The organism is Pseudomonas sp. B611 (assembly GCF_055407965.1).
The window spans coordinates 528,628-546,857 of sequence record NZ_JBUZST010000001.1 but is presented as its reverse complement, the minus strand read 5'-3'; the positions used below and the strand labels follow the sequence as shown (position 1 = coordinate 546,857).

The 18,230-nt window shown below is 60.4% G+C and carries 24 protein-coding genes; 3 read left to right on the top strand and 21 right to left on the bottom strand.

Annotated elements, in window-relative coordinates; genetic code table 11:
• Positions 1-39 precede the first annotated feature (39 nt).
• On the bottom strand, positions 40-819 hold the full coding sequence (gene fpr, locus ACZRMO_RS02580; protein ID WP_124526086.1) for a ferredoxin-NADP reductase: 780 nt from the start codon (positions 817-819) through the stop codon (positions 40-42).
• A gap of 125 nt (positions 820-944) precedes the next feature.
• Here fpr and ACZRMO_RS02575 point away from each other — a divergent pair, with 125 nt between their 5' ends.
• Positions 945-1,871, top strand: coding sequence for a LysR family transcriptional regulator (locus ACZRMO_RS02575; protein ID WP_017738246.1), 927 nt, complete (start codon positions 945-947; stop codon positions 1,869-1,871).
• 3 nt (positions 1,872-1,874) lie between these two features.
• On the opposite strand, the gene ACZRMO_RS02570 is transcribed toward ACZRMO_RS02575, so the two are convergent.
• From ACZRMO_RS02570 to ACZRMO_RS02560, 3 genes are all read right to left on the bottom strand, one after another.
• A complete protein-coding gene (locus ACZRMO_RS02570) occupies positions 1,875-2,237 on the bottom strand; it encodes a diacylglycerol kinase (RefSeq protein ID WP_017137081.1) in 363 nt (120 codons plus the stop codon).
• Positions 2,238-2,312: 75 nt separating this feature from the next.
• The gene (erdR, locus tag ACZRMO_RS02565) at positions 2,313-2,963 is read right to left on the bottom strand and encodes a response regulator transcription factor ErdR (RefSeq protein WP_463971803.1); all 651 of its coding nucleotides are present in this window, start codon (positions 2,961-2,963) and stop codon (positions 2,313-2,315) included.
• A 251-nt stretch (positions 2,964-3,214) separates the two neighbouring features.
• Entirely contained in the window at positions 3,215-3,934 is a 720-nt protein-coding gene (locus ACZRMO_RS02560) for a tRNA-uridine aminocarboxypropyltransferase (RefSeq protein WP_463971802.1), read from the bottom strand.
• A gap of 180 nt (positions 3,935-4,114) precedes the next feature.
• Between ACZRMO_RS02560 and ACZRMO_RS02555 the strand changes: the two genes are divergently transcribed.
• A complete protein-coding gene (locus ACZRMO_RS02555; protein ID WP_124526088.1) occupies positions 4,115-4,549 on the top strand; it encodes a PA3611 family quorum-sensing-regulated virulence factor in 435 nt (144 codons plus the stop codon).
• Between the two features lie 288 nt (positions 4,550-4,837).
• Positions 4,838-5,950: an LOG family protein gene (locus ACZRMO_RS02550; RefSeq protein WP_463971801.1), complete on the top strand. Its 1,113-nt coding sequence runs from the start codon at positions 4,838-4,840 to the stop codon at positions 5,948-5,950.
• A gap of 152 nt (positions 5,951-6,102) precedes the next feature.
• Here the strand turns inward: ACZRMO_RS02550 and recX are convergent, their stop codons facing one another.
• The 17 genes from recX to ACZRMO_RS02465 all read right to left on the bottom strand — a co-directional run bounded on the left by recX (position 6,103) and on the right by ACZRMO_RS02465 (position 18,229).
• The gene (recX, locus tag ACZRMO_RS02545; protein WP_026136987.1) at positions 6,103-6,570 is read right to left on the bottom strand and encodes a recombination regulator RecX; all 468 of its coding nucleotides are present in this window, start codon (positions 6,568-6,570) and stop codon (positions 6,103-6,105) included.
• Positions 6,571-6,578: 8 nt separating this feature from the next.
• Positions 6,579-7,637: a recombinase RecA gene (gene recA, locus ACZRMO_RS02540; protein ID WP_017738252.1), complete on the bottom strand. Its 1,059-nt coding sequence runs from the start codon at positions 7,635-7,637 to the stop codon at positions 6,579-6,581.
• A gap of 83 nt (positions 7,638-7,720) precedes the next feature.
• The gene (locus tag ACZRMO_RS02535; protein ID WP_463971800.1) at positions 7,721-8,221 is read right to left on the bottom strand and encodes a CinA family protein; all 501 of its coding nucleotides are present in this window, start codon (positions 8,219-8,221) and stop codon (positions 7,721-7,723) included.
• A gap of 92 nt (positions 8,222-8,313) precedes the next feature.
• Positions 8,314-8,871: a glycoside hydrolase family 19 protein gene (locus ACZRMO_RS02530; protein ID WP_463971799.1), complete on the bottom strand. Its 558-nt coding sequence runs from the start codon at positions 8,869-8,871 to the stop codon at positions 8,314-8,316.
• 21 nt (positions 8,872-8,892) lie between these two features.
• Positions 8,893-9,903 (bottom strand): phage late control D family protein, encoded by a 1,011-nt coding sequence (locus ACZRMO_RS02525; RefSeq protein WP_463971798.1) that lies wholly within the window; start codon positions 9,901-9,903, stop codon positions 8,893-8,895.
• Between the two features lie 9 nt (positions 9,904-9,912).
• Entirely contained in the window at positions 9,913-10,125 is a 213-nt protein-coding gene (locus tag ACZRMO_RS02520; protein WP_463971797.1) for a tail protein X, read from the bottom strand.
• On the bottom strand, positions 10,118-10,501 hold the full coding sequence (locus ACZRMO_RS02515) for a phage tail protein (RefSeq protein ID WP_463971796.1): 384 nt from the start codon (positions 10,499-10,501) through the stop codon (positions 10,118-10,120). Before ACZRMO_RS02515 ends, ACZRMO_RS02520 begins: the two co-directional genes overlap by 8 nt.
• Positions 10,501-11,634 (bottom strand): hypothetical protein, encoded by a 1,134-nt coding sequence (locus ACZRMO_RS02510; RefSeq protein WP_463971795.1) that lies wholly within the window; start codon positions 11,632-11,634, stop codon positions 10,501-10,503. Before ACZRMO_RS02510 ends, ACZRMO_RS02515 begins: the two co-directional genes overlap by 1 nt.
• 128 nt (positions 11,635-11,762) lie before the next feature.
• A complete protein-coding gene (locus tag ACZRMO_RS02505; RefSeq protein ID WP_463971794.1) occupies positions 11,763-12,335 on the bottom strand; it encodes a phage tail assembly protein in 573 nt (190 codons plus the stop codon).
• Between the two features lie 152 nt (positions 12,336-12,487).
• A complete protein-coding gene (locus ACZRMO_RS02500) occupies positions 12,488-12,994 on the bottom strand; it encodes a phage major tail tube protein (protein ID WP_463971793.1) in 507 nt (168 codons plus the stop codon).
• On the bottom strand, positions 12,994-14,160 hold the full coding sequence (locus ACZRMO_RS02495; protein WP_124526098.1) for a phage tail sheath protein: 1,167 nt from the start codon (positions 14,158-14,160) through the stop codon (positions 12,994-12,996). The genes ACZRMO_RS02500 and ACZRMO_RS02495 overlap by 1 nt, the downstream gene beginning before the upstream one ends.
• Before the next feature lie 2 nt (positions 14,161-14,162).
• Positions 14,163-14,354, bottom strand: coding sequence for a hypothetical protein (locus ACZRMO_RS02490; protein ID WP_463971792.1), 192 nt, complete (start codon positions 14,352-14,354; stop codon positions 14,163-14,165).
• Between the two features lie 79 nt (positions 14,355-14,433).
• Positions 14,434-14,826 carry a phage tail assembly chaperone gene (locus tag ACZRMO_RS02485; protein ID WP_463971791.1) on the bottom strand — a complete coding sequence of 131 codons (393 nt, stop codon included), beginning with the start codon at positions 14,824-14,826 and terminating at the stop codon, positions 14,434-14,436.
• Between the two features lie 9 nt (positions 14,827-14,835).
• On the bottom strand, positions 14,836-16,278 hold the full coding sequence (locus ACZRMO_RS02480) for a phage tail-collar fiber domain-containing protein (RefSeq protein ID WP_463971790.1): 1,443 nt from the start codon (positions 16,276-16,278) through the stop codon (positions 14,836-14,838).
• Complete coding sequence (locus tag ACZRMO_RS02475; protein WP_463971789.1) at positions 16,279-16,908, bottom strand: phage tail protein I; 630 nt, start codon at positions 16,906-16,908, stop codon at positions 16,279-16,281.
• A complete protein-coding gene (locus ACZRMO_RS02470) occupies positions 16,905-17,900 on the bottom strand; it encodes a baseplate J/gp47 family protein (RefSeq protein ID WP_463971788.1) in 996 nt (331 codons plus the stop codon). Before ACZRMO_RS02470 ends, ACZRMO_RS02475 begins: the two co-directional genes overlap by 4 nt.
• Positions 17,897-18,229 (bottom strand): phage baseplate protein, encoded by a 333-nt coding sequence (locus ACZRMO_RS02465; protein ID WP_017738269.1) that lies wholly within the window; start codon positions 18,227-18,229, stop codon positions 17,897-17,899. The genes ACZRMO_RS02470 and ACZRMO_RS02465 overlap by 4 nt, the downstream gene beginning before the upstream one ends.
• Between the last annotated feature and the right edge of the window lies 1 nt (position 18,230).

The following is an 18,230-nucleotide window of genomic DNA, read 5'->3' as shown; positions in this document are numbered from 1 at the left end:
TCCCACATTTTTTGGATCTATGGTGTTACTGACTCAGTATTACTTCTCGACGAACGCACGCTCGATCAAGTAGTCACCCGGCTCACGCATGCGTGGCGAAACTTTCAGGCCGAAGCTGTTCAACACTTCGCTGGTCTCGTCCAACATGCTTGGGCTGCCGCACAGCATGGCGCGGTCGTCCTCGGGGTTGATCGGCGGCAGGCCGATGTCGGTGAACAGCTTGCCGCTGCGCATCAGGTCGGTCAGGCGGCCTTCGTTTTCGAACGGCTCGCGGGTCACGGTTGGGTAGTAGATCAACTTCTCACGCAGGGCCTCGCCGAAGAATTCGTTCTGCGGCAGGTGCTCGGTGATGAACTCGCGGTAAGCGACTTCGTTGACGTAACGCACGCCGTGGCACAGGATCACTTTTTCAAAGCGCTCATAGGTTTCCGGGTCCTGGATCACGCTCATGAATGGAGCCAGGCCAGTGCCGGTGCTGAGCAGGTACAGGTGTTTGCCCGGCTTCAAATCGTCAAGCACCAGGGTGCCTGTCGGTTTTTTGCTGATGATGATCTCGTCGCCTTCCTTCAAGTGCTGCAATTGGGAAGTCAGCGGGCCATCCGGCACCTTGATGCTGAAGAACTCCAGATGCTCTTCCCAGTTCGGGCTGGCAATGGAGTAAGCGCGCATGAGCGGGCGGCCGTTGGGTTGTTGCAGGCCGATCATCACGAACTGACCGTTCTCGAAGCGCAGGCCCGGGTCGCGGGTGCACTTGAAGCTGAACAGAGTGTCGTTCCAGTGATGAACACTGAGGACACGCTCGTGGTTCATGTTGCTCATGTACGGGGAACTCCTGGAAATAGGTCTGCGCCAAAGAGATAGATGCGCAATTGCACAGCATTCTAATGGCGGCGACAATATCTGTTAACTGGATTATTAAGATAAGGGTTATCGGTTATATCGATATGCGATTTACTCTCCGTCAACTGCAAGTCTTCGTCGCCGTCGCCCAGCAGGAAAGCGTCTCCCGCGCTGCTGGCCTTCTGGCCTTATCTCAATCCGCCGCCAGCACCTCGATCACCGAGCTGGAGCGCCAATCCAGCTGCCAATTATTCGACCGCGCGGGCAAGCGGCTGAGCTTGAACGCCCTCGGTCATCAGCTATTGCCCCAGGCCGTGGCGCTGCTGGACCAGGCCAAGGAGATCGAGGACCTGCTCAACGGCAAGTCCGGCTTCGGCTCCCTGGCGGTCGGCGCCACGCTGACCATCGGCAATTACCTGGCCACTTTGCTGATCGGCAGCTTTATGCAGCAACATCCAGAGAGCCAGGTGAAGCTGCATGTGCAGAACACTGCGCATATCGTGCACCAGGTCGCGCACTACGAAATTGACCTGGGTCTAATCGAAGGCGACTGCAGCCACCCGGATATCGAGGTGCAAACCTGGGTCGAGGATGAACTGGTGGTGTTTTGCGCGCCCCAGCATCACCTGGCCAAGCGTGGCGTGGCGAGCATGGATGAGCTGACCCGTGAGGCGTGGATCCTGCGGGAGCAAGGTTCGGGCACGCGCCTGACGTTTGACCAAGCCATGCGCCATCACCGCAGCGCGCTGAATATCCGCCTGGAGCTGGAGCACACCGAGGCGATCAAGCGGGCCGTGGAGTCAGGTTTGGGGATTGGCTGTATTTCCCGGCTGGCGCTACGCGATGCATTCCGCCGTGGCAGCCTGGTGCCGGTGGAAACCCCGGACCTGGACCTGGCCCGGCAGTTCTACTTCATCTGGCATAAACAGAAGTACCAGACCTCGGCCATGCGCGAGTTCCTGGAGCTGTGCCGCGCCTTCACCGCCGGGGTTCAGCGCAGCGACGAGATCGTGCTGCCGAGCATTGCCTGAGCGTTAGATCAGGATCACGGCCCACACCAGGGTGATCATGGTCAGCGCGACGAATTGCGCGGCGCTGCCCATGTCCTTGGCGTTTTTCGACAAGGGATGACGGTCCAGGGAGATCCGGTCGATCGCCGCTTCCACCGCCGAGTTGAGCAACTCGACTATCAAGGCCAGCAGGCACACGGCGATGAGCAAGGCGCGCTCGACCCGGCTGACGTGCAGGAAGAAGCTCAATGGGATCAGGATCACGTTGAGCAACACCAGTTGGCGGAAGGCCGCCTCGCCGGTGAAAGCCGCACGCAGGCCATCCAGGGAATAGCCCCCTGCATTGAAGATACGTTTGATACCGGTTTGACCCTTGAAAGGCGACATAGACGTAGGCAACTGAACCAAAGAAGTGGGGAAACTAGATCACGCCAAGTCAAAAAAGCGTGAATCGGTAACAGCTTAATGCTGCGAAATTGTCTCAAGTTGTTGCAAGAGCAGCGCCGCCTGGGTCCGCGTGCGTACCCCCAGCTTGCGGAAAATCGCCGTGACATGGGCCTTGATGGTCGCTTCCGACACGCTCAGTTCGTAGGCAATCTGCTTGTTGAGCAACCCTTCGCAGACCATGGTCAGCACACGGAACTGCTGGGGCGTCAGGCTGGCCAGGCCATCACGGGCTGCCTTGGCTTCGTCAGACACATTGATTTCTTCAAACGCCTGCGGCGGCCAGGACACGTCACCATCCAGCACACTGCGCACGGCGTTCTGAATGTCTTCCATGGCGCTGGATTTTGGAATGAAGCCGCTGGCGCCGAACTCCTTGGAGCGCACCACAACATCGGCCTCTTCTTGCGCCGAGACCATCACCACGGGAATCTGCGGGTATTGCCCACGCAACAGCACCAACCCCGAGAACCCGTAGGCGCCCGGCATGTTCAGGTCGAGCAGCACCAGGTCCCAGTCGGATTTTTCGGTGAGGCGGGCTTCCAGTTCGGCAATGCTGGCCACTTCGACCAGGCGCACGTCCGAGCCAAGGCCCAGGGTCACTGCTTGGTGCAGGGCGCTGCGAAACAGCGGATGGTCATCGGCTATCAGGATTTCGTATGTGGCCATTGATTAAATGATCCTGTTTTTTATGGGAGCCCTGATGGGTTCAGGGTTCGCCAATACACTAGGCGACGGCCAGGCAGCCATCGCCACAGGGCAAGTTCGACGTCAAAAGCACGTGGAACGACGTCGAAAATTCACGGTTGCGCCCCAATCGGCGCTCAGCATGCCCAGCGTAGCCTGGGGGGTCAAGCACTACGCCCTTGGGCATTTTAGCGGCGGCGGGTTTACGGTGCCATCATGCAAACGTCGTCTGGCTATACCGCTGGGATATAGGGTGCAAGACGAGTATGGACGATGTCGGTGGGGTTCAGGGGTAACTGGAATTTCGCCGCCAGGTAATGGGTACTGAAGACGTCGAGGTAGGCGTCCAGCACTTCACTGGCGGCGCCGTCGTCGGCCAGTTCCAGGCACAGCGCCGCGACCTCGGCCGTGCAGAAATGATCATCGCGCTTGGAACGGCGCAGCTTGTAGCGCGACAGTTGCTCGGGCGCCAGGCTTAGTACCGGCAAATGCTCCAGGTACGGGCTTTTGCGAAACATCTTGCGCGCTTCGCTCCAGGTGCCGTCCAGCAGGATAAACAGTGGGCGCTTGCCCTCTTCCACCTGCACTTGGCTGACAACCCGCTCGGGCACCACGAACTCACCGGGGAATACGATATACGGCTGCCACTGCGGGTCGGCCAGCAAGGTCAGCAAGTCGGGGTCAACTTCGGTGCGCGACCAGGCAAACGCGGTGGTGTCGTCGATCACATCGGCGATCAGCCAGCCGGTGTTGCTGGGTTTCATCGGCTCAACGTCATGCATCAGCAGGCACATCGCGGACTTGGCCGCGACTTTGGGCCGCCAGGCGCACAGGCAGTACTCGGGAATGACTCGGCAGCCGGGGCAACGCTCGGCGCGGGAACCACGATTCAGGAATGGCCTGACGGCGCGGGCCAGACGCTGGGTGCGCAGGCGGGAGACGGCGTGGCTCATCGGATGCGCCGTTGGGACGGGTAAATCGACACGGTGAAAACTCGTGGAGGGCTTTAAGTGGCGGCAGTTTACCAGCGATACGCCTGGCTGTAGTGGCAACGGCTCACCTATAATTGCGCGCCACTGAACGCACAGCGCAGTGGCTGGTCTATGCACCAGTACCCGAATCAGGAGAGTTTCATGTTGCGTTCCATGCTGCGCCTTGCCGCCCCATCCATCGCCCTCGCGCTGGTATTGCCTGTGGGCGCCCAGGCGGCCTCGCTGCTGGAGGCACAAATGAACCGCAAGCTGCAAAGCGTCGCAGCTGAAAGCAACAAGGACCTGCCCCGGGAAATCGACGAAAAAACCCTGGAAGTGGCCTACACCGTTGAAGGCATGCAACTGATCGATCACCTCAGCGTACTGCCCGACCGCGCCGAACAGATGCGCGCCAACCCCAAGGCGGTGTATTTCCAGCTCGGCCAGAGCGTGTGCCTGAACAAGGGCTACCGCGAGCTGATGGCCAAGGGGGCGGTAATGCGCTATGAAATCACTGAGAACAAGACCAACCGCCCCGTGGCGTCGGTAAAGTTTGCCGAAGCAGATTGCCCTGCCCCGGCAAAGAAGAAAAAGTAACGGCATGACCTTCGCGCACCGCCGTCCGGTGGTGCGCACTCCCCCGCTTCAAGTCCTTTCGGGCAGCTAGACTCTCTCTAGCAACCAATAAGTGGTTGCCAGCCAAGGGTTTTCCGGCTCATGATCAAGCCATCCCTACCCTTCAATCACAGCATTTCCCCTGCTGTTCTGTAACATTTTCAGGGCAAAAGAAGGTTGCCCCCAGCGGCAAGCAGCGACACATGCAGTGTCGTAGCCTCCGGCGAATGGCTCGTCGGCCACCCGGGCCCTGCAAGAAGGAGAAGTTGAATGCCTTACGAACCGAATGACCGCCTGCTCCGCCATTTTGAACAAAATGGAGCCGACCTCACGCAACAGGTCGAAGCGCAACTCCAGCTGATTGCCCCCAACAGCCCGAACATCCCTCTTTATCGCGACATGATCCTCACCGTGCTGCGCATGGCCCAGGACAACGGCGACCGCTGGAACGCGAAAATCACCTTGCAAGCCATCCGCGAGTTGGACAACGCATTCCGCGTACTGGAACAGTTCAAGGGGCGCCGCAAGGTCACGGTGTTTGGCTCGGCACGTACGCCCGTCGAAAGCCCTTTGTATGCCTTGGCCCGTGAAGTCGGTGCAATGCTCGCGAAATCGGACCTCATGGTGATCACCGGTGGCGGCGGCGGCATCATGGCCGCCGCCCATGAAGGCGCCGGCCTGGAACATAGCCTGGGTTTCAACATCACCCTGCCGTTTGAACAGCACGCCAACCCGACCATCGACGGCACCGACAACCTGCTGTCGTTTCACTTCTTCTTCACCCGCAAGCTGTTCTTCGTCAAGGAAGCCGACGCACTGGTGTTGTGCCCAGGCGGTTTCGGCACACTGGACGAGGCGCTGGAAGTGCTGACGCTGATCCAGACCGGCAAAAGCCCATTGGTGCCCGTCGTATTGCTGGACGCTCCCGGTGGTGGTTTCTGGCAAGGCGCGCTGGACTTTATCCGCAACCAGCTGGAAGCCAATCGCTATATCCTGCCCACCGACCTCAAGCTGGTACGCCTGGTGTACAGCGCAGAGGAAGCGGTGGCGGAGATCAATCAGTTCTACGCCAACTTCCACTCCACACGCTGGTTGAAGCGCGAATTCGTGATGCGCATGCATCACCCTCTCAGCGATCGGGCACTGGCCCATTTGCAAAGCGAATTTGCCAGCCTGCGGTTGAGCGGGGAATTCCAGCAACTCGCTTATACCGGCGAAGAACATGATGAGCCGAGGTTCAGCCATCTGACGCGTCTGGTGTTCAACTTTAATGGTCGCGACCAGGGCCGCTTGCGCGAGCTGGTGGATTTCATCAACTTGCCGGAGAACTGGGCACAGGCTCAGGGCAAGACGCAGCAGCGGATGGCGCCAGAGCCGGCGTGATTTTTTGAGCAAAAAAAAAGGCCCACTATTTTCATAGTGGGCCTTTTTTGTGGGTGCTTTAGTAGTGGGGGTTTGGGGCTGCTGCGCAGCCCAGCGGGAGCAAGCTCCCTCGCCACAACAAGCTCCCTCACCACAGCAATCCAGATAACAACTCAGTCGTCCATGTCTCGACCGCTGAGTAGGCGGCTGATCATTTCCATCGAAAACCCGCGATAACTCAGGAAGCGGCCCTGTTTCGCACGCTCCCTGGCATCAATAGGCAGATGGCCAGAAAACTTGCGTCGCCAGGTCTCTTCCAACTGCGACTGCCAGCTGATTCCGCACTCACGCAGGGCAAGGTCGATATCAGCACGTTGCAGGCCACGCTGGCTCAACTCTTCACGAATCCGCGCCGGGCCGTAGCCGGAGCGGGCTCGATAAGACACAAAGCTTTCAAGGTAACGGGCTTCCGACAGCAGCCCTTCTTCCGTCAAACGGTCGAGAGCGGTGTCGATCATCTCGGGCTCTGCGCCGCGCTGACGCAACTTACGCGTCAGCTCGACTCGACCATGCTCGCGGCGAGCGAGCAGGTCCATCGCAGTGCGCCGAACGGCGACGAGTGTATCCAGTACAACTGTCATCGTTTGCTTCAGATATCAGTGTCGGCTTCTTCTACTTCTGCAACCGGCTCGCGGTTGGCTGCAGCCTTCACGTCTGGCGCGGCGGTCAGCAGCTTGTCGCGGATCTGCTTCTCAAGCGTGGCGGCGATATCCGGGTTTTCCGCAAGGAACTTGGCCGAGTTGGCCTTGCCCTGGCCGATCTTGCTGCCGTTGTAGGCATACCAGGCGCCGGACTTCTCAACAAAACCGTGCAGAACGCCCAGGTCGATCATCTCGCCGTTCAGGTAGATACCCTTGCCGTAGAGAATCTGGAACTCCGCCTGACGGAAAGGCGGGGCTACTTTGTTCTTCACGACTTTGACGCGGGTTTCGCTACCAACAACTTCGTCGCCTTCTTTCACCGCGCCAGTACGACGGATGTCCAGACGGACCGAAGCGTAGAACTTCAGCGCGTTACCACCGGTGGTGGTTTCCGGGCTGCCGAACATCACGCCGATCTTCATACGGATCTGGTTGATGAAGATCACCAGGCAGTTGGCGTTCTTGATGTTACCGGTGATTTTACGCAGCGCCTGGGACATCAGACGGGCTTGCAGGCCCACGTGCATGTCACCCATTTCGCCTTCGATTTCAGCCTTGGGAACCAGGGCAGCCACGGAGTCGACCACGATGACGTCGATGGCATTGGAGCGCACCAGCATGTCGGTGATTTCCAGCGCTTGCTCACCGGTATCCGGTTGGGAAACCAGCAGGTCGTCAACGTTGACGCCCAGCTTGCCGGCGTATTCAGGGTCCAGGGCGTGCTCGGCATCGACGAACGCGCAGGTGGCGCCCATTTTTTGAGCCTGGGCAATCACCGACAGGGTCAGGGTGGTTTTACCGGAAGATTCAGGACCGTAGATTTCAACGATACGGCCTTTTGGCAACCCGCCAATGCCGAGCGCGATGTCCAGACCCAGAGAGCCAGTGGAAATAGCCGGGATCGCCTGACGGTCGTGATCGCCCATACGCATTACGGCACCCTTGCCGAATTGACGTTCGATCTGACCCAGGGCCGCAGCCAAGGCTTTCTTCTTGTTGTCGTCCATTAAAGTCCTCACGTAATCAATAAGGCCTGACGGCCAACACCTGTATAAGTAGACAGTATTGTTCCACAAAGATCGGGGATCGCCTACCCCTGATTTTCTATTTCTGCTGCAGCTCGTCGCAACAAGCCCTCTAGCGCGGCCTTTACCGTTTGTCGGCGGACCTCATCGCGGTTGCCGGCGAAGTGCTCAAGCTCAGCAGTGACGTCATCACCGACACCAAAGGCAAGCCATACGGTGCCCACCGGTTTGTCCGGCGAACCGCCATCCGGCCCGGCGACACCGCTGACTGCCACGGCAAAGCGCGCCAGGCTTTTTTCCTGGGCGCCACGCACCATCGCCTCCACCACTTCCTGGCTGACGGCGCCCACTTTTGTGAACAAGGCCTCCGGCACATTCAGTTGTCGGGTCTTCTGGCGATTGGAATAGGTGACATAACCCGCCTCGAACCAGGCCGAACTCCCCGGAATCCGCGTGATCGCCTCAGCAATACCGCCGCCGGTACAGGACTCGGCGGTGGTGACGTGGGCATTGAGCACCTGTAGACGGCGCCCCAATTCAGCAGCCAGTTGAGTGATTTCCTTCACGGTCGTCTCCAGTCTTGGGCGGGGGTTCGCCTACCCTACAGGAGCCAATCGCACGCGCAAGTGACGGACTGTCTCAAGAAGCTGGCACGCACCTAAGAAACCCATAGCACCGCCTTCGCCCGCGTCCACAGCCGTAAGCGGCTCTCCAGCCCATTGAGCCCGCCATTGATACGCCGCGTGATCGTGGTGAACTGATCCTTGTCGGCCAGTTCATTCAGGCCGTTGCTCTGCCAGAACCAGGCGGCCGACGCGACGGCCCATTGCGGCTGCTCCAGCAGCGTCGGTTCCCGCAACAAACGATCGTCACCGAACAACGCCTGGCTACAGGCCAGGTAGTTGCGCCGGCCAGTGATCTGGATCAGGCCACGGCCGCGGTACCGCTGGCCATCGCCGTCCTGTTCTGGCGTATTGCCCAGGCGCGCGGCCAATAGCCCCGTGTCGTACTTGCTCAGATACTGCTCGCTCCCAAGCTCCCGTACGTAGCGCAATTCGCCGGACTCATGCCCGATTTGCGCGATAAAGGCAGCGACGCGTCGGGCACTGTCGATCCCATACAGGGCAAACGCGGCATTGAACCCAGGCAAAAAAACGCCCGCTCCAAGGCGGGCTCCCGGCAGAATTTGCATCAGTTGCGCCAGTGTGATCTGCATCAATCGCTCCCTCAAAAGCGCCTATTCCGACAAACCGCCGGCGGTGATGGAACTGCGATACCCCGCCACCGGGTCGCTCGAATTAACTACCTGGGTGATCGACCACCGCCCCTGCATGTAAGCCGGCCAGGTCTCATCGAGCCGCAACAGCCCTTCGGCGGCCAGTAACGGATTGCCAGGGCAGTCGATCAGCAGCTCCAACCCTTCGCGCCCGGCCCTGCGCAGTTCGGCTTCAGCGACGGCACGGGCTTCCGCCGCGTTCTGACACCGTTGGCGCACGGCCTTGAACGGCGCAACACCCACTTCAACCACATGCTGCTTGCCCCCCGCCGCATCCCACCAAGTGACACGGCTACCCTGGTATTTCGCGCGCGTCTTGTCGTTGAGCGTGGCGGTGATAAAGGCCGGATCACCGGGGCGATTGTCCTGGGTCACGGACAATTTCACCTCCGGCAACTGTTGCAAGGTCAATGTCCGGGTTTTGCCGGCTTCGGCGAGTACATACAGTTCGTTGAACGGCTTGGTGATCGCGCAATAACGCTTGGCCAGCCGGGTAATGAAGGCCATGTCGCTTTCATTGGACTGGTCGATATGCGGCACCGGAACGTTTTCCAGCGACGGCGCCACACGCGGCGAAAACCCATGCCGGCTGACCAAATGGCGAAACAGCACGCCCAGCGTGGTAGGCCCATAGCTGGCCGATCGACGCTGGCGATAGCCGCTCGCGTCCTTTTCGCTGAACGGCGCCGCTGTCGCGACAATCAACAAGCGCATGGGAAACAGCACGGGGGTGCGCTGGCTGATCAGAAACTGACCTTTTTCCACCAGCCCCGACTCTTTGTAACCCACGCGCAAGCCAATCTTGCCGCTCAAACTCGGCAGGCCTTCCAGCCCCTCGATATTGAGGGTCAGTTCCAGCCGGTCAGACTGGATGCCGACCCCATCGGTATGGCTCCAGCGCATGACGCGCTGATTGAGCAATGCCGCGTTGGCGCCGTAAAACTCCACGATAGGTGTAAATCCATGTGTCATGCAGCCTCCTTAATCCCACGCCAGAACGGGACGTAGCGCCGCTGGCCGCGATGACATTTCCGGCACGATCACCCACACACCCGCCGGCAGCACCGGGCCGTACTCGGCGAGCGTGGGGTTCAGGCGCCACAGGGTTTCTTCGGCCACATCATCGCAACGCCCCAGCTCGCGGTAGAGCAGCAGGTTGACCGAGTCACCGGCGATACTTCGTACTCTACGCATTGACGAATTCCTCCAGCTCAAGGGTCCAGGTCATCAGCATCGCCGTACCGTCATCGATCACGTTGCTCTGGGTTTCCTTGACCGAATTGATGCGCCACAAGCCCCAGTTGCGGCCAATGCCATCCACCAGCGGCAACGGTGTGCGCAAGCCTTGCAAGGCACGCAGCTCATCCAGGCGTTGCATGCCGATGGCGTACATGGCGTTGCCGCTGAAGGTGAGTTTTTCCAGCTTCTGGCCGCTCTGCCGCGATTGCGGCTTGCTGGCAATAATCGCCAGGTCGCTCCAGCCGCCGTCGCTGTTGCGGATCAGCGAGGCATAGGCAAAGCCCCGGGACAAACCAAAAATGAAATCGCCCAAAACCATCTGTTGTCGCATCAATCACCTCCTGGGTCGGCGAGAGCCGCATTGCGGCGAACCCCCAGCGCGTCCGTAACCATCGGCATGCATTGAAATTGCAGGGCATGGATCACCTGGCTGACCACCTGTTGGGCATCGGCAGGGTTCACGCCGGTGATCTGGATACTTGGCGCAATGGACACCTGCACGTTATCCGTGCGGGCACTGTTGAGCTCTTTGCTCACGGCATCGGGCGCCGGCAGGCGATCACTGGGGCCGAACAGTTTGTCACCCAGCCAGGCGCCCGCTTCGCTGCCCAGCAAACCTCCGATTGCGCCGCCGACAGCGGTACCGATTCCGGGAAACACCAGGGTTCCGATGGCAGCCCCCGCTGAGGCGCCCGCCCACGCGCCACCCGCCGTGCTCAGGCCGGAACCGATGGCGTTGGCGTCGCCGTTGCGTACGCCCTGGATCACGTCCACGGCCGCTGCGGCGGTTCTCAATGGCCCAAGCCGGCGAATGCCGACGGATTGCAGTGTGCCGACAGTATCGGCCAAGGCGCCTGCGCTTGGGTTGGATGCGCGAGCTGCCACGCTGGCCCCGGCAAAGGACTGAAAACGTTGCGAGCTCGCCCCCGGCTGAAAGCTGTTTGACGAACCACCCAAGGCCTGGCGGATTTGCTCGTACAGCCCTGCGCTGCGCCCACCGATTTTTTTGCGACCGTTGTATTTCTTGGTGGCCGCGTCTATGACCAGGTCAACCGTTTTTTCTGCGGCCTTATCTTTCAGCGCGTCCCACAACTCTGCGCCGGCCGTCTTGATCGTGCCCATTACGACACCATCAGGCGGCTCCTTGGGCTGATCCTGCGGCGAGCTCGCGGCCACATCGGCAGCCTTGGGCACCAGCGAATCGCCGTTGATGAACAGCGTGCTGTTGAGCGTCTCCAACGTCTCGCGCAGCCGCACTTGCTCCTGGGTCAAGGCGTTGATGTCCACACTGAGCGTGACCAGCGCAGAGCGCAGTTCCAACTGCGGCTGCACGACCCCATCCAGGCTTACGGGGGCCGCCGCACTGGCGGAGAACGGCGCCAGCACATTGCCAAGGTCGGCATCGCCGATCATCCAGCGCAAGTCCTCCTGGGCGAGCCTCATCCCATATTTAGTTTCTTGCATCCCGCTCTACTCCTGTTTGACGCCAAGGCGAGTGATCGCGATGTCGTAGCGGCGCATGGCTTTGGCGGCGTCCCATTCCAGGATCTCCGCTTCATTGACCGAGTAAACCAGCGGCACCACATCGAGGATTACGTCAATGTCCCGTTGCGAAAGAAGGCCGCCGGTTGATTTAAAAAATCGTCAATGCGCTCCTGCAACCCCGTCCAGTCGGGCACGGTCAGGCCGGCGAGATCGGGGATCATCAGTCCGGTGCAATGGGCGGTAATGAATTCGGCGCGGTCCTTGGCGGTGGCGAGTTTTTTCATCACCTTGGTCGCGCGCAGGGCGGGCATTTCCAGGTCGAGTGCGGCATGGGTGCGACCGGCGGCATCCACCGGCAGCAGCAGTTGCACCGGTTGTTCGTGGCTCGATGGCGCCGGTTCGCCGAGGAAGAACGACGCCGGACGGGTCGACATCTCATGCACGAATTGGGCGATGGTCACGTAGTCCGGGCGCTTGAGTTGGTCGAGCTCTTTTTCCGACAGGCCGGTGGCGAGTTTCGCCAGTTCGAAGAACTGATCGTCCTCATCATCACCGGCCCGGGCCAGCGCGTCTTTTTGCGCGGCGTAGTACAGCGGCTTGAGTTGTACCTGCTCGATCGTCACGCCAGTGTCGGCGGTGATCGGCGAGAGCAGGCGGTGCAGCGGTGGCATCCAGGCCATGGGGCAACTCCTTGGGTAACGTTGTAAAAAAGGGCGAGCGCCGCCCCCTGTGGGAGCTGGCTTGCCTGCGATGCAGGCGACTCGGTCATTCAGCTAGACCGAGGTGATGCTATCGCGGGCAAGCCCGGCTCCCACAGGGAACTCGATCGTCCTTAAGGCATCAGCACGGCGCGGCGTGCATCGCCGAGGATATCGACGCCGTTGAGCACGAACTTCTGGGTGCGTACGTCGATGTCGATCACCGGGATGCCGTTTTCCAGGCGGTTGTAGGTGCGGCAGGACAGCTCCAGGGTGGTGGTGGCCTTGTCGCCCATTTTCAGCTTGGCTTCCTCGAGGGATTTGAGCTTGCCGCCGACCGTGTGGTAGGTGAAATAGGTCTTGCCGTCCTGGTCCTGGCCGGCTTCGCGCACGTTCAGCAGGATGTCGTCACCCAGGCGTACACCCAGGGCCAGCATGATTTCCGGGCCGGCGCCTTGCAGGATCAACTTGGCATTGAGCACCTTGCCGCCCTTGGCCATTTCCTCGGCAATAAAGCGCCCGCCGGACATGGCCTCCATGTCGAACTCGATCTTCGGCGGGGTAAATTCCTCCACCGTCGCGGACAACGGCAGGCCTTGAAGGGTGGCCGCAATGGCCTGTCTGACTCGGTTGGTAAACATTAGAGAACGTCCTCCAGGAACTGCTCGATGATTTCATCGCGGGCATTGAGTTGATAAATCATGTGTTCGTTCGGCGCGTAGCGGCCGTAGTCGATGACGATGAACCAGGTGCCGTTCTTGTACTTCTCGACACTGTTCAGTTCCGGGTGCAGGTACACGCTGCCGCCGGGGATGGTTTCGTCGGCGACCAGGGTTTGCAGCCAGTCGTTGATGCGCTTGACCTCCTGGTCCATGAAGGACTTGGTGAGGTTCTTGGCCATGGCTTTCTGGCCGGCCTTGACCAGCTTGCGGCTGATGGCATCTTCCAGGCCGACATAGCTGATGAACTTGCCGGTGATGGAGCGGTTACCCAACAGCGAAAAACCGCCGAGGATGGTGCGCGCGTAGTAGCTCACGCCGTAGCGGTTGAGCAGGTCGCCTTCGGTGGAGGTGTCGAGGATGTTGTACTCGACCACGCGGGAAACATCCTCGGCGAACGTCACCTGATTGCCCGGGCTTTCCCACTGCTTGACCTTGGCCAATGCGGCAATCGCCAGGGACGACGGCGCGAGGAACACATTCTTCTTCGCTGCCTTGGAGTACACCGACGGCATGTTGTGCACCAGCAGGCAACGGTCGAAGCCAAGGTCGGCGCCGCCCAGCTCGCCGCTGTAGGTCACTTGGCCAGCGACCGCCACGTCCTTGCCATCCAGCACCACGCGGGCCTTGATGCGCTTGCCGAAGGCCGCGAACTCACCGGCCACCGCCTTGACGCCGGTGAAGCCTGGGGCACCGATGATGGTCAGGTCTTCCGGCACGCTGGCCAATGCCGCCAGGCCCAGCTTGCGACCGGTGACCGGCTCGTCGCCGCCGATCACGTTGTTCTGGGTATCGGCCGGGGTGGCGCCCTCCTCCACAATCACCACGTAGACCGGCACCTTCACCACCTTGAGGATCTGGTACACCGCATGAAACAACGTGCCCGACTCGCTGCCGGTAGGATCCAGCAACGCCTGGGTGGTGAAACTGTTGATACGGAACGGCGAATTTTTCGGGATCGACGCGTGGGCTTTCGGCGCGGTGCCGACCAGGCCGATCACGTTATCGCCCAGGCCACCCATGGCCTCGGGGGATTCAGTCGCGTTGACGGTGATGCCGTTGTGCTCGAAGTTCAAAACCTCAGCCATGATTAGTCAGCCTTCTCGGTGGTGGCCTTTGGGGCCGGGGTGGCGTTGAGGACGCTGGTCAGTTCCAGACGGCCAGCGGTGCGCAGGGCGGTTGCTTCGACGTCCAGCAGGTCGAGTGCCTCGCCGACGACAGACCAATGGCCGGCGTGGGTGGGGAATGGGATGAGGACGGTGTAGGTTTGGCGGGTGGGCATATGCACTCCATGCACAAAAAAGCCGCTCTAGGCGGCGGGGTTTAGATCAGGAAAGAAAACGCCCCGTCAGTGCGGGGCGTTATTCGGTTTGGTTGGCGAGCCACGACGGCGCAACAGGCCGATGTTCACTGTTCGGAAAGTCGGATGACTGAGGCCAGTCGCGCAACGCCTGCATATACACCAGCAGTTCTTTGAACTGTGCCTCGGAGAGCGTGGGATCAACTTCAATTTCAAGCTGATCACGATGGCGTTCGCGCAGCCACTTCACTGATGACAATTCATAACCGCGCCAGGCTCGTTCCCGAGCGACAACATCTTCAGCGGTTGGAGAAATACCAGGATCCGAAATTGCGAATCCTCGCTCGCTAAGATCTGCATATGCCTTCTCTGACATTTCAATCACATCGGACGGCATGTTTTTGCCATGCAGCGACAACGAGTAAAGCCCGTGGGTGGACGGTGAGTAAAACATGGAACCTCCTCAATAACCGATTGCAATTACCAGCGGAAAGACAAGCCCTTGATTCGCGGTGCCGAACCACTGAGGAAATAGTTTGATGGTCTCTTTGTTCCAGCTACTTACCTGGAACATCTGGTCAGAAAACACCGTGTCATTACCCATGGTCGTGACGGAAGGAATCAGACACGCATTGGGAAATGCGAGAGGAAAACTAACCGCGGGATAAACGACCGATTCGAGACCGCTGACGGGCCCTTTAAACCACTGGATGACCAACCCGCCCAGCCAAGAGGGAAATGCGATATGCCCAGGCATGCCGAGTGAAATGGAAAACCCGGCGCGCAGCTTTTTGGGGGTCACAACGACTGCATCATCCGCCCCGGCACTCACTTGTGCCTGAGTTGCAACTTTCGCAGTGCCTTGATTGATTTCCGTCGCCTGAACGGCCAAAGGCAGCAACGCCGAAACATCAATATTTCCCTGATTGATCGGCGCGCTCCAGGTCTTGATGCACCACATCACCGCCAGGTTGCGCGGACGGGTTTCATTACCGCCCGTGTACCCGACGTCCTGAAGGACATCAAAAATGGTACCACCGAGAGCTTTAGCACCAGCAGGGCCGGACGCAGAGTTGATACCGGTCTGATAGGGCGGTGTATGGGTGTGGCTCTTGAACGCATCAGCCTGGAAACTGGCAATCACACGCCCAGCATCCACGCCCCGCCCATGATCCCAACCCCGAAAAAACTCCCCTCGCGACTCCGGCAATCGCGTATACCCCACCGCATCGCCAGCAACGTTGAACTTCTTCGCCAGATACGCCGCCAAGTCCGGATAAACAGAATCCCTGAACAGGCTGTTATCCACCTCCAGATACCCCGACGGCACGATTCCAAGCGGAAACGGCACCATCGCCCCGACCGGCAACGCCGACGCCTTGGCGATCAACGCCTCGACCTCTGCCTTGGTATACGACCCCTTCGCCAACTGCTGCGCGAGGTAATCCACTACCCACGCCCGAGTCGCCTTCACCACCGTGTCGTCAATCAACAACGTCACATTGGCGGCATTGGTCGTCTCGAAAATCGAGCGGATGTAAAACTCTTTGCCGGCCCCCGACGTCGTCAACACCGGCTTATACGACTCCGGATATTTCACGATGGCGTACAAGATCCCGCTATCCGTCCACAGCCCGGCTTCCCGCACATACCAGCCGCCGACATTCGACGGGATGGTGACTTCAGCCATCAGCCAGTTGGCGTTTTTTTCATCTTGAAACAGCGCGTTCAACGGCCCGCGCCAGACTTCGCGTTTCAGCGCTTTTGCGCTGGCATCGGGGTTATAGACGGCGCCGTTGCCGTCGCCGACGGAAATCTGCGCCAGTTTGATCGGTACGCCCGCGGCCTTGCAGGCGGTTTCGTAGGCGATCCCCGCGTTGGTGAGCAGGGTGTAATAGTCAGCCATTTAGTGCTCCTGTGGATAAAGGGTGGTGGTTTCGACGGTGTAGAGCCCGGCCGCCAGACAGGCGCGGCCCGTGGCCTCGACGCCGGCCAGCACATTTGGGTAGATCGTGGTGAGTTCGCCGCACAGCGTGGCGGCGCCGATGCTGTGGCGGCCCGACGCGCTCAGGCCGATGGAGACCGAGAAGATGTCGCGCTCACTTTTGGCATCGGCCAGGCGTCGATCGAGTCGCAGGTCAGTGGCTTCGCTGTAGGGCATTTCGGTCCAGACCCGGACGGCAAAGCTGTAGGGCACACCTCGCGGTTTCTGCTCGTACCAGGCACGCACTTCGGGGCGCAGTTGCAGGCCTTTGACGGCGTTTTCCAGGGCTTGGCGAGTGCCGGCCTGGCGGGCGGTGGGCCAGGCGAGTTTGACGGTCAGGCGCTTTTCGGCCTCGGGGGCGGTGGTGCTCCATTCGTTCACCGCGCGATCCGCTGCCAGGTAGGGCAAAAACGCTGCCGGTGTACGATCCGGGTCCATCAGTTGGGGAAACGGCGGCGTGACCCGTTCCAGCAAGTAGCCGAAGCCCAGGTCCAGGGCCTTTTCCAGGGGTGAACTGTTGGCGGGCAACAGGCTCGTCTTGGGCTCACTCATAGCGTGCGCACCTCCACCTCGACGCCCGTGCAGTACGGGGCCTGGAATGCCGAACTGATGATCGGCGCCAGCGGTTCAAGGATCTGCAACTGCGCAGCGCCAGCACTGTGGATGGCGTAATCGATCCAGCTCGGATCGACCCGACCTTCCAGGCGATGACAGGAGTCGGCGTAGGTTTGCAGCAACTGCTGTGCAGCAACCTGGGTCAACCCCGAGTCGGGGCCCGCATTGATCTTGGCGACCACACGGATCTTGTAGCGTTGGATCTGCGCACCTTGGACCGTGACCAGATCGGTTTCCGGTCGTACATCGGGCCGTGCGAAATGTCGCCGCACACCGTCAAGCAAATCGGCAGAGGCGCTGCCATCGCCGTCCCGGGAGAGCACGGTGACCATCACCTCGCCAGGGGCGGTACGTCGACCGTTGCCATCCTTGATCCGCGCGGCATAGCCGTCCGGGTTGAAGGTGTAGCTGACCGTCACTACGCCCGGCGCGGCGCTTTGCACCTTGACCGCTGGCCGCTCGCCCAAGGTGAACACTTCGCGGCGGTATTGCATGCGCGAACCCGCCGCTGGGGCGTGGGGTGCCAGGTAATAGCGCAGGCGAGCGTCATCGTCGCTTTCCAGAATGGGCGGCACAGGTGGGAACGCGGCCGGGTCACCGGGGTCGAGGACCTGGCGCTCCAGCCCCATGTCCGCGAGGCGCGCATCCAGATTGCTGCCGGTGGCCCACCACGCCAGCATCTGCTTGATGCGCGCGTTGTATTGGCGTTCATGGGTTTGCAGGCGTACGCAAAACGCTTCCAGGGCCAGGGTCAGCAGCTCGCTTTCATTGTCGAGGCTGAGCTCGAGCTTGGCCGCGCTTTGCGGCGCACGAGTGGCCACGTAGTCGACGACGAACGCCTTGAACTCCGCCAATAGCGACTCGAAGGCATCGACCGCGATAATCGCCGGTTCCGCCAGTTGGTTCTGGCCAGGGATCAGCATGCTCATGTGACGACCTCAAAGGATTGTTGGCGGTTTTTCCAGGTACCGGCAAAACGCAGTAACAAGCCAGCGCCCTGACGGGTCGCGACGATGACCTGGGGTTGAAAGTCGGTGATGCCGTTCTGCGCGTTGTAGAACGCGTCGGCGGCGTGGCTCTGGGCGAGGATCAACAGGTCATCACCCAGGTTCTGGCCGAGCAATTGCGGGATCTTCGAGCCGTACAACGGGCGCTTCTGGCGAGTGCCCACGGGGGTGGTCAGCGCTCGGGTGGCACGCTGGACGAATTGCAGCCAGTCATCGACCGCTGCCCCGCTGTTCCTATCGATTCCGATCATG